Here is a 10,738-nt window from a genome sequence, read left to right as displayed (position 1 = left end):
GGCAGGACCCGCTCCGTGCGGCCCCCGGCTCCGACGGCCGGGACCCCGGCCGGTCCGCGGACCCCGACGGCGGCTTCGCCCGGCCCGGCTGGATGCCGGAGCCGGATCCCCCCGCCCGGCCTGTAACGTCCGGCGGCACCGGCGACGGGTCGCCGTCCTTCGGGCCGGACGGCGCGGACGGCTACGGTCCGCACGCCCCGCGGACGGACCGGGCGTCCGGCGACGGCCCGCGCTGGCTGGACCGGGAGGCGGGCGAAGGCGGACCCAGGCTCGTGGACACCCTGGTCGGCGACCTCACCGACACCCTGGTCGGCGCCCTCGACCCCTACTGGGGCGCCGTGGCGCGGGGACAGGCCGCGGGGCCCGCGCTCAGCCGGGTCGAGGAGCGGATGCGCCTCATGCTGGAGGTGACCCGCCGGCATCTGTTCACCCAGGGGGTCGTCTCGCCACCGCCGTACGCCAGGTCGGTGGAGCGCCGGGGCAACGCCGAGGGCCTGCTCGGCATCGGGCACCAGCGGGTGGCCGACGCCATCGAACCGGACCCGCAGGGCCGGCGCATCGTCGATCTCGCGTCACCGCGTCAGACACCGCTGCTCAGCAAGGATCCCACCAGCGTGGAGTGGATCAGGTTCGCGCCCCAGGCGGTCTGGAGCGGCACGGAGGGCCGCGCCGGGGCGGGCGAGGGCGCCGGGCCGGAGGGCCGGACCCCCGGGACGACGGCGCCCGGGATGCGCAGCCGCTCGGTGTGGACCTCCACCGGGCGCTACGCCGGACTGCTGAAGCTGGTTCCGCTGCGGACCGGCGTGGTGCGGCCGGTCCGCCTGCGCGAATGGGCCGACGACCGTTCCCCGGCCCGGGACCGCAACGGCGACGGCGCCCGGGACCGCAACGGCGACGGCGCCCGGGACCGCTACGGCGATGGTGCCCGGGATCGCCACGGCGACGGCGCCCGGGACCGCTACGGCGACGGCGCCCGGGATCGCCACGGCGACGAGGGGGGCGAGTGAGCGAGCGTACGGACCTCGGCCCGCGGGCCGACGCCACCGAGATGCCGCCCGACCTGTCCTTCACCACCCCGGGCGGCCTGCGCCACCGCGCTCCCGCCCGCTTCGGACCCGAGCTCAGCAGGGTCGTCCGCCCGCCCCTGCTGGCCCGGGAGCTGCTGCTCGGCGACGCGTGGAAGGGCGTACAGGTGAGACTGCCGTCCGCCGACGTCCGCGACCCGCACGAGTACCAGGCGCTGGAGGCCGAGGTCGGCGCGGCCCTGACGGTCCACCGCGCCTTCCTCGGGAGCCCGTACCAGGGGCTGTTCCCGGTCCCGGTCGGCTACGACATGGACGCGGCCGAACCGTTCCTGATCTACGCCACCCCCCGGGGCGAGCCGGCCACCGGCCTCACCCACGGCATCTCCACCACCGACCAGCGGATCATCGAGCGCGATCTGGTGCTCGCGGTCCGTCTGCTGGAGGGCCTCGGACTGGTCCACCGGGGCATCGTGCCCGCGGCCGTCCGCTGGGACGGCGAACGGGCGCAGCTGTGGGACCTGGGCGCGACGGCGCGGATCGGTGCCCCGAGGACACCCTGGGGCGCCGCGCCGTACGCGTCGCCCGAACAGCGGGCCGGGGTCGGCGAGGCCGACGCGCGGGACGCGCTGTGGAGCACGGCCCAGCTGATGTACCAGCTCGTGGCGGGTCGTCAGGGCCGTCCGGACGGGCCGCCCGCCGACCTCGACGCCTACCGGTCACTGGCCCAGAGCGTCGGCGACGCGTTCGCCCCCCGGGCCGAGGACCGTCCGACCCCCGCCCGGCTGCTCGGCCTGCTGGTGCCGGACCCGGACCCGGCGACCGTTCTCATGGCCGGTCCCGACCCGCTGGAGCCGTACCGCAGGGAGTTCGACGACAGGCTCGCCCGCAAGCGCGAGGCCGTCGGCATCGACGCACACGCCGATCACATGCAGCACATCGAGCAGATGCAGCACATCGAGTACCTCGGACCCACCGGTGCCGACGTCCAGGGCGGTCCGGGTGGTCCGGGCGGTCCGGACGATCCGGGCGCGAGCGTCGCGGACGGGTACGGCGGACCCCCGGACGGGGGACCGCGGGACACCCCGAAGCCGTCGGACCAGGAACGGGGCTGGCTGCGCGGCTGGCTGGGCGGCGGCACCGATCGTGAGCGCGGCAGAAACGGAAGGGGACGCCGGTGAGCGTCACGACGGCACCCTCGGTACGGCTCGAACCCGGGCAGATCTTCTGCCCGTACTGCCTGGAGATCGTCGTCTACGACGAGCGGGCCCTGCACGTGCGCAACGAGAAGTCGCAGTACGAACGCCTCGACACCAGCGGCCTCAGCAACCCGCTGCGCCGCGCCGACGTCCTGCGCGGGGCCTTCCAGCTGTGCCGGAACACCGTGGGCGTCAGCCACCACTACATCCCCGTGCCCTATCTGACCCACGGCCGTCCGCTGACCGTCGCCATGGTCGGCACGTCGGGCACCGGAAAGAGCCATCTGCTGACCCAGATGGTCGCCGAGATCACCGACGGCTGCCTGGCGCCCTTCGGGGTGCGGTGGCAGTCGGTGAACCCCGCCGACCACTCGGTGTTCCTCAAGGAGCGGGTGGCACCGCTGCGCGCGGGCGAGCAGCTGGAGGCCACCGGGCAGACGCCGTTCGCCGAGTTCGTCGAGGCGCTGCTGCTCACCGGAGCGGACGGCCAGGTGCGGCCGGTGGCCTTCTTCGACCTCGGCGGCGAGGACCTGGTCCGCACGGACGCGCTGCTGCGCTTCCTGGTGGGCGTCGACGCCCTGGTCTTCGTCGTCGACCCGCTGCTCGCCTGCGGCCTGCCCCAGCTCGACGAGCCGCGCGAGCGGTACCGCCTGCGCGTCAGCCGGAGCGACCCCGCGTTCGAGACCGTGCTCGACCGGCTGCCCCGGCAGGGGGCCTACCTCGACGTGGCGACGGCCCTGGTGGTCGGCAAGGCGGACCTGCTGCGCTTCGAACCCCCGGTGGACCGCTGGCTCGGCCGGCCGTCCACGGCCCCCTTCGACCCGCGGGCGGTGCGGGAGGAGAGCCGCGACGTGTACGCGTTCCTGCGCCATCATGCCGCGCCCGCCTGGCTGCGGCCGTTCGACAGCGCCCTGCGCTGCACCCTGCACTTCGCCTCCGCGACCGGGGGCCAGCCCACCAACGGCCGCTTCCCGCACGGGGTGCGCTCCCGGCGGGTGCTGGGCCCGCTGCTGTCGATCCTCGCCATGTGCGGACTGCTGACCGAGGACCCGGCGCACCGGCCGTCCACGATGGGGATGTGAGCTGACGTGGACCAGCGCAGTGAAGAGTGGCTCGACCAGATCGTCTTCCGCTGGGAGGGCAACCGGGACCGCAACGGTACCGGTATCACCGCGGTGGCGTACTCGTGTGCGGGGGAGCGCGCCGAGGAGCTGAGAGAGGAACTGGCGCCGCTGCTGCGGGTGGAGGGGAGCGAGCGGCCGAGCCAGGTCCGCCAGCTGAGCAGGAGCGGTGACGTGGTCGTCGTCAACCGCAGGAGCGGCCTCGACGCTCACGGCCGCACCAGTACGGAATCCCACGCCCTGGTCGGCGGGCGCACTGTCCTCAAGCCCCGGTTCTGTCTGACGCTCAGTGAACTCCCCGTGCCGGCCGCGGGTTTGACCGGTGCCGACCTTCGCGGGCTGCGTCAGGTCGCACCCGGCGCGTTCGACGAGACGGCGGAGCGGGAGTGGCGGCGGTTCAGCACGCGGGTGGGCACGGTGGCGCGACCGCTCACCGTGGTGACGGCCCAACTGCTGCGCACCCCGGAGCGCTTGATGTCGGTCCGGATCCCGGACTTCTCGGCGACCGGCGCGAACGAGACACCGCTGCTCGTCTGGGGGCTGTGCGGCATCTTCGGCGACTGGCTCGGACAGGACTACTGGACGTACGCGACCTGCGACACCTCCGACACCCATGGGCTGCGCGTGGTGGGTGTGCCGGCCTGGCGCAGGTCGGCGACCGAGGACGCGCGGGTGGAGCGGATCACGCTCGGAAACGCACCGCGGGACGAGGCCGACGCGGTCGCGAGGGAGCTGGTCCGACTGTTCGTGTCGGACCCGGACTACCCGACGGACCTGCGGGCGCTGTTCAAGCAGGTGCCCCTGGAGGACGGGCTTCCGGCGCCCGAACGACTGCTCGCGCTGGGCCGGTTGCTCGGGACGGCCCGCGGCCCGCGGCACCAGCCGACTACGCTCACGAGCGCGCCCTCGCCTACACCTACGCCCATGCCGGGGCCCGCGCCCACGAGTGCGCCTCCGGCCGCGCTGACGGAGCAGACCGGGCTGACCGAGCCGGTCCAGGGCCCCTGGGCGGAGCCCGTTCACGGGCCAGGGGCGGACAGGTTCCAGGGCGCCCGGTCGGAGACCGTTCAAGGACCGGTCGGGGAGCCGATCCAAGAACCCCGACCCGGACCCGGACTCGAACCCGATCTCGAACCCGGCTCTGGCGTCGAACCCGGTTCTGGCGCCGAGTCCGGTCCTGGCCCGGGAGCCGGCCCCGGACCGGAGACCGTTCGCGGACCGGAGACCGTTCGCGGACCCGAGCCCGATCCCGGACCCGATCCCCGACCTGATCCCGGACCCGGTCCCGGACCCGAGCCCGTTCGCGGTCCGGACTCCGTTCGCGATCCGGCCGCGAAGGCCGTGCACGGGCCGGTCGGCCAGGCTTACGGCCCGGTCGGCGGTCGGGTGGGCGGGCCGGTCGGGCGGGGGACCGGCACGGCGGCGGTCCGGTCGCCGGATCCCGCCGATCCGTACGCCGGTGCCCACCACCCCACGTTCCCGGGGGCACGGCGGCCGGACACGGGGACCACCGGCGGCCCCGGCCCGGCCCACGGGACCGACGGATATACCGGGCCCGACGACGTATCCGGTTCCGGTGCGGACGCAGGACCGTACCGGGACCAGCTGTACGGGCATCAGCGTGAGCGACGGCCGCGCCTCCAGCCGCACTCCGCGCCCGCGACGGGCCGTACCCGGTCCACGCCCGCTCAGGAGCCGACGTCCGCCACGGCACCGTCGTCGTCCCGGCCGGTGCCGTCCGCCCGCCCGGCGACGGATGCCACCCGCCCCCCGCACAGTTGGCAGCAGTCGTACACCCGGCAGCAGCCGCACACCCAGCCGCACCCGCGGTCCGACGGTCCGGTACGGGCGGAGGGACCGCGGCAGGCGACCCCGGAACAGGCCCCGGAACAGGCCCCGGCGCAGTCGCCGGACGGGCGGCCGCCCTGGCCGACCGGGTACCACTGGGCGCTGCCCGAACTGCCGACAAGGGGTATGCGCCTGGCGCGCAGGCTCGGCCTCGGCCGTCGGCGGCACGAATCGCGGACTTCGTCGTCGGGGGGCCTCGACCGGACGCCCGACAGCGAACTGCTCGAACGCCTCGCCAAGCAGGACGTCCCGCGGGAGGAGGCCGACCGCATGCTCGCCGCGCTGGCGGCCAAGGCGGGCCGGCGCACCCTGCGGGAGGCGGACCGGGTCTGCCGCCGCCTGCTGAAGCACAAGCTGTTCCTGCGCCACCGCCGTACCGCCGCCGCCGGGGAACCGGGCGAACACGAGGACCACCTCACGGCGGAGACAGCCGTCTGGCTGCTCCACTGGGCCGTCCTCCCGTACGCCGGACACCGGGGCATCCAGGACGGCCTGGTGCTCCTGTTCCGCCGGCTGTGCGAACAGGGCGGCCCGGTGGAGCACCGCTTCCTGGAACTGCTGCTCGACTCCCCGGTCCACGGCATGCCGAAGCTGCCGGACCAGGTCTGGTACGAACTGGTCCGGCACCTGCGCAAGGCCCCGGGCGAGGCGTCGCGGGAGGCCGCCCATCAGTCGCCCGGGCCGCCCGCTCCGGTCGTGGCGCGTCGTACGACCACCGGTGACGGACACCGGGCGGACTCGTCCGACGACCGGTGGCTGATCTGCTTCCTCGCCGTGAGCTGCGCGGCCGTCGTGCTTCTGCTGCTGCTCATCGACCGATGGTGAGCCGGCCGCGGGCGGCGCGATCAGAAGGCGCGGGACGAACCCGGCGCGGCGTCCGTGTCGCGCCGGGTGACGGCGAGGTAGCCGACGAACCCGATGATCGCGACCGTCCAGGCGAGGGTGACCGGCGCCAGCCCGAGCCCGAGGCCGCCGCGGGTACGGCCGAGCGCCATCCAGTCGGCGAGGGAGGCACCGAGGGGCCGGGTGACGACGTACGCCGTCCAGAACGCGGCCACCGCGCCCAGGGCGCCGAAGCGATGGGCCAGAGCGGGCACGCAGATCGCGGCCGTGAAGAGGACGACCGAGCCCAGGTAGCCGAAGCCGGTGGTCGCGGTGAGGTCACCCGCGGCGGTGCCGAGGGCGAAGGTGGCGAGCACGGCCGCCCAGTAGAACGCCTCGCGACGGCGGGTGCCGATGCTGTGGATCGACAGCGTCCGCTCACTCGCGTACCAGAGGACGAAGACCATGGCCAGCACGGCGAGGAAGGCGGGGGTCGAGACCGCGTACGGCACGCCGAGGCCGACGTGCAGCACGTCGGCGGCCATGGTGCCGAACACGCTGACCATGACGACGGCCGTCCAGTACGCCCAGGCGACGTACCGGCGAAGCGCGAACTGCACGGCGAGGGAAGCCACCAGGGCGAGCCCGCCGAGCGCGACCGCGGGGACCGGGCCGAGCAGCCGCGCGAGGAGGTCCGACGCAGTCTCCCCCATGCCGGTGGTCAGCACCTTGATGATCCAGAAGTAGACGGTCACCTCCGGCACCTTGTTCGCCATCCGGTGTACGGGGGGTATGCGGGGCCGGTCGTCGAGGATGTGCTCTGCGGTCATGATCCGCACCCTGGCACCCGGATCCTGAACGCATCCTGAACGGCGGTCCGCGTACGGCTCCGGCCCCGCGCAGGGGGACTCAGGAGGAGCTCAGGAGGCGTTCGGACGGGAGCTCAGGGGGAGCTCTCCCCGAGCAGTTCCCGCAGTACCTGTTCCTCGTCCGGGCTCAGCCCGGTCACGAAGTGCTGGAGAGCGGCGATCGGGTCCGGGCCGCGGTCGAGGGCGTCGCGCATCGCCGCGGCGGTCAGCTCGGCCGCGTCGCGCGTGGGCCGGTAGGCGCCGCGCCGCCCGTCGGCGTCCCGCAGTACGAGTCCCTTGTCGTACAGGCGCTTGAGGATGGTGTGGACGGTGTTGTACGCGAGGTCGCCGCCGAGCTCCGCCTGGATCTCGGCCGGGGTCCGGGGCCGTTCCGCCGCCCACAGCGCCGCCAGGACCGCGCCCTCCAACTCGCCCGCGCTGCGCCGTCCGGGTCTCTTGTGTGGGCCGGTGCCAGCCATGTCGGCCACCTTACCGAGACGCGCGGATATCTTCTCACCTGCCTTTAACCCTACAAAATGTAGGGTGCGGTGCGACCCTACGGACCGTAGGGGAGTCGATCCCGTGGCGCGTTACGACGAGAGGTGCACGATGGCCGACGGCTCACCCTTCGTCCGGAGCGCGCGAGGACCGGCGTGACCGCGACCGACCTGCCGGTGGCCGCGGGCCGACGCCGGTACTGGCAGCTGGGGGTCACGCTCGCGGTACTCCTGGCCGCCTGCGGGTTCCTCGTCTCGCACCGGGAAGTCCTCGACAGCGGGGCGGACCGGCTCGCCGCCGCCGACCGCGCGTGGCTGCTGCTGGCCTGCGTCGCCGCCGTGTCGACCTGGGTGTGCGCGGCCGTCGTCCAGCAGGGCGCGGTCGCCGAACGGCTGCCGCGGCGACGGCTCGTGGCCGCACAGTTCGCCGCGTCCGCCGCCAACCATCTCCTGCCGGCCGGGGCCGGGGCGACGCTGGTCAACCTGCGCTTCCTGACCCGGTGCGGACTGTCCACGGCCCGTTCGGCGACCGCGCTCGCGGTGAAGGCGGCGGCCGGCGGGCTGGTCCGCTGCCTACTGGGCCTGACCCTGCTGCTGACCTCGCCCGACACCGTACGGGTGCCGGCCCGGGTGCCGCAGGGGCTGGTGCTGCTGCTGCCGGTGGCGGCCGGGACCGTGGTGGTGGCCGTCGCGGCGAGCCCACGGCTGCGGCGCGCCGCGGGCCGCGCCCTCGCCGAGGTGCGGGCGGTGCACCGGTGCCGGGCGCGGGCCTGGGCGCTGTGGGGCGGCTCGGCCGCGTTCGCGCTGCTGCACGCCGGGGTGGTCGTCGCCGTCGTGCACGCGCTAGGCCTCGGGCTGTCCACGGGCCGTGTGGTCATGGCGTACCTCGTCGCCAGCGGCGCGGCGGTGCTGCTGCCCACGCCGGGCGGTCTCGGTTCCCTGGACGCCGCGCTCGCCCTGGCGCTCACCGCGGACGGGGCGCCGGGCCAGGCGGCGATCTCGGCCGTCCTCGGCTACCGCCTGCTCACCGCATGGCTGCCGATGGCCCCCGGCCTGCTGGTCCTCCTCCTGCTCGCGCGACGCTCGGCGCTCTGAGGACGCCCATGCGTCTGTGCGCCCGTGCGCCCGTGCGCCCGTGCGCCCGTGCGCCCGTGCGCCCGTGCGCCTGTACGCCCGTGCGCCCGTCACGGGAACGCCTTGCCCTCCCTGATCGTCTACAGTGTCGTAGACCGACTACAGGTTTGTAGTCGACCGCTGTGGCCGCCTCGCGCTGCGGCCGTCCACAGGGCGCGAAGGGAAGGGCTCACGCCGATGACCACATCTGTGACGATGTCTGTGACCACACCGACGGATCTTCCGTCACAGCTCGCCGTCGAGCCGTTCCGCGGCCGTGGCCGCGGGCGCACCGCCGGGACGGGGACCGGCCGATGATCACCGGCTTCGGCGGTGCGTCGATGGACGGCTCCGTCTACCGCGACGTGGTCGGTCTCGCGGGACGCTCACCCGGATGGCTGGACACTGCGGTGTCGGCGTGGTCGACGTACGGACTCGCCCTGTTCGCCGTCCTGATGGTCGTCGGCTGGTGGCGGGCCCGGCGCGCGGGAGCCGAGCGGACGGTGACGGCCCTGGCCGTGCCGGTGGTCACGGTGCTGGCCTACGGCGTGGACTCCCTGCTGAAGCTGCTGGTGCGCGAGAGCCGGCCGTGCCTGACGCTGCACGTGCGCACACTGGAGACGTGTCCGGCACCCGGTGACTGGTCGTTCCCCAGCAACCACACGGTGATCGCCGCCGCGTGCGCCGTGGCCCTGCTGTCCGTCTCGCGCGGACTGGGCGCGGTCGCGGTCGCGGCCGCACTGGCGATGGGCGCGTCCCGGGTCTGGGTCGGCGTGCACTATCCGCACGACGTGGTCGCGGGAATCCTCGTCGGCGGACTCGTCGCACACGGCCTCATGACCCTGGTGCGGCGCCGGACGGACACGCTGGTGCGCCTGCTGACCGCGACTCCGCTGCGCCCGCTGCTGCCGGCCTCCTGACGCAGGGACGCCGAGATCCCGGACGTACCACCGTGTCCAGGCCGTTGCGTGCCGGTGACCGGGGGCGGTGAGCCGGGTCACCGCCCAACGGTGCCCGGGATCACCCCTGCTGACGCGCTATTGGCCCTGCATACGACACACGGTACTGTCGTGATGATACGACGACGGGATCACGGAAGCCGGTGAGAATCCGGCACGGTCGCGCCACTGTGGACGATGCCTCCTCGACGGGGCGCATCGCGAGTCAGACCCGGGGCCGTCGTCCTGTGCACCACCGAGATGGGACGCGAACTCCCAGAGGAGGCCCTGCCATGGCGCAGCACGTCGCTCAGCCGACCGCCACCACCCCCGTTGTCACCGGCAAGCTGCCGTTGAAGGACATCGCCCCCTGGGCGGTCTTCTTCGGCATTCTGATGCTGGTCCTGCTGTACTTCGTCGGCGCCGAGCAGGGCGCCACCTCCGTCGTCTCCGGCGAGGACGTCCACGAGTGGGTGCACGACGCCCGCCACCTGCTCGGCTTCCCCTGCCACTGACGAGGGGCACCGAACTCCCGTGAACTCCGCAACAGTGAGAAACCTGCTCGTGAGGGGCATGCTCGCCGGTCTCGGGGCCGGCCTGCTCGCCCTGGTCGTCGCCTACTTCCTCGGTGAGCCGAGCGTGGACAGCGCGATCGGCTTCGAGGAGGCGCACGCCCACGCCCACGAGCACGAGGTCGAACTCGTCTCCCGCAGCCTCCAGTCCACCGCCGGCCTCGCCACCGGCGTGCTGATCTACGGAGTGGCGTTCGGCGGCATCGCCGCCCTCGCCTTCTGCTTCGCCCTCGGACGCGTCGGCCGCTTCAGCCCCCGCGCCACCGCGCTGCTGCTGTCGGGGACCGCGCTGCTCGCCGTCTACGTAGTGCCGTTCCTGAAGTACCCGGCCAACCCGCCGTCGGTCGGCGACCCCGACACCATCGGCAAGCGCACCACGCTGTACTTCCTGATGATGGTGCTCAGCGTGCTCCTCGCGGTCGCCGCGGTGATCGCGGGCAAGCGGCTCGCGCCGAGACTGGGCACCTGGTACGCCACCGTCGTCGCCGTCCTCGGCTTCATCGCGGTGATCGGCCTGGCGTATGCGTTCCTGCCCGTCGTCAACGAGGTCCCGGCGGACTTCCCGGCCACCCTGCTGTGGCGGTTCCGGCTCTCCGCCCTCGCCATGCAGGCCACGCTGTGGGCGGGCTTCGGCCTCGTCTTCGGCGAACTGGCCGAGCGGCTGCTGCACCCGAAACCCGCGAGGGTTTCCGCGGGTTCGGCGGTGGCCGCCCCGTAGCGATCCCGTCGTCACGCCGAGAGGGCCCGCGGAACCGTCC

At 74.0% G+C, this 10,738-nt stretch carries 9 protein-coding genes, 1 pseudogene and 1 riboswitch; of the genes and pseudogenes, 8 read left to right on the top strand and 2 right to left on the bottom strand.

All coding sequences use genetic code 11. The annotated features are described in order from the left end of the window. The 4 genes and pseudogenes from ABT085_RS37560 to ABT085_RS37545 form a co-directional block, all read left to right on the top strand. A pseudogene (locus ABT085_RS37560) lies at positions 1–1,007 on the top strand (hypothetical protein); the annotation flags it as partial. Beyond that, complete coding sequence (locus ABT085_RS37555; RefSeq protein ID WP_351618709.1) at positions 1,004–2,203, top strand: protein kinase family protein; 1,200 nt, start codon at positions 1,004–1,006, stop codon at positions 2,201–2,203. The pseudogene ABT085_RS37560 and the gene ABT085_RS37555, both read left to right, overlap by 4 nt. Further along, positions 2,200–3,303 (top strand): AAA family ATPase, encoded by a 1,104-nt coding sequence (locus ABT085_RS37550; protein ID WP_351618706.1) that lies wholly within the window; start codon positions 2,200–2,202, stop codon positions 3,301–3,303. Before ABT085_RS37555 ends, ABT085_RS37550 begins: the two co-directional genes overlap by 4 nt. A 6-nt stretch (positions 3,304–3,309) precedes the next feature. Continuing rightward, positions 3,310–6,015 (top strand): hypothetical protein, encoded by a 2,706-nt coding sequence (locus ABT085_RS37545; RefSeq protein WP_351618704.1) that lies wholly within the window; start codon positions 3,310–3,312, stop codon positions 6,013–6,015. Positions 6,016–6,035: 20 nt separating this feature from the next. Here the strand turns inward: ABT085_RS37545 and ABT085_RS37540 are convergent, their stop codons facing one another. Beyond that, positions 6,036–6,842: a COG4705 family protein gene (locus ABT085_RS37540; protein WP_351618701.1), complete on the bottom strand. Its 807-nt coding sequence runs from the start codon at positions 6,840–6,842 to the stop codon at positions 6,036–6,038. Between the two features lie 113 nt (positions 6,843–6,955). Then, positions 6,956–7,339, bottom strand: a complete 384-nt coding sequence (locus ABT085_RS37535) for a BlaI/MecI/CopY family transcriptional regulator (protein WP_351618698.1) — start codon at positions 7,337–7,339, stop codon at positions 6,956–6,958. A gap of 174 nt (positions 7,340–7,513) precedes the next feature. Here ABT085_RS37535 and ABT085_RS37530 point away from each other — a divergent pair, with 174 nt between their 5' ends. From ABT085_RS37530 to ABT085_RS37515, 4 genes are all read left to right on the top strand, one after another. Next, positions 7,514–8,452 carry a lysylphosphatidylglycerol synthase domain-containing protein gene (locus tag ABT085_RS37530; RefSeq protein WP_351618696.1) on the top strand — a complete coding sequence of 313 codons (939 nt, stop codon included), beginning with the start codon at positions 7,514–7,516 and terminating at the stop codon, positions 8,450–8,452. A 332-nt stretch (positions 8,453–8,784) separates the two neighbouring features. After that, positions 8,785–9,390, top strand: a complete 606-nt coding sequence (locus ABT085_RS37525; protein ID WP_351618693.1) for a phosphatase PAP2 family protein — start codon at positions 8,785–8,787, stop codon at positions 9,388–9,390. Between the two features lie 122 nt (positions 9,391–9,512). Next, positions 9,513–9,665, top strand: a riboswitch (cobalamin riboswitch). A gap of 36 nt (positions 9,666–9,701) precedes the next feature. Beyond that, positions 9,702–9,923, top strand: a complete 222-nt coding sequence (locus tag ABT085_RS37520; RefSeq protein ID WP_152894620.1) for a CbtB domain-containing protein — start codon at positions 9,702–9,704, stop codon at positions 9,921–9,923. 19 nt (positions 9,924–9,942) lie between these two features. Continuing rightward, on the top strand, positions 9,943–10,698 hold the full coding sequence (locus ABT085_RS37515) for a CbtA family protein (protein WP_351618691.1): 756 nt from the start codon (positions 9,943–9,945) through the stop codon (positions 10,696–10,698). Positions 10,699–10,738: the final 40 nt, after the last annotated feature.

It is taken from the genome of Streptomyces sp. NPDC002265 (assembly GCF_040296125.1).
Lineage (GTDB): Bacteria > Actinomycetota > Actinomycetes > Streptomycetales > Streptomycetaceae > Streptomyces.
Note: the sequence above shows the minus strand (reverse complement) of the source record. Positions and strands in the feature narration are given on the sequence as shown.

Coding starts and splice junctions, on each gene's coding strand:
- ABT085_RS37540 (WP_351618701.1), bottom strand. CDS start 6,842: ATGACCGCAGAGCACATCCTCGACGACCGGCCCCGCATACCCCCCGTA.
- ABT085_RS37535 (WP_351618698.1), bottom strand. CDS start 7,339: ATGGCTGGCACCGGCCCACACAAGAGACCCGGACGGCGCAGCGCGGGC.
- ABT085_RS37525 (WP_351618693.1), top strand. CDS start 8,785: ATGATCACCGGCTTCGGCGGTGCGTCGATGGACGGCTCCGTCTACCGC.
- ABT085_RS37520 (WP_152894620.1), top strand. CDS start 9,702: ATGGCGCAGCACGTCGCTCAGCCGACCGCCACCACCCCCGTTGTCACC.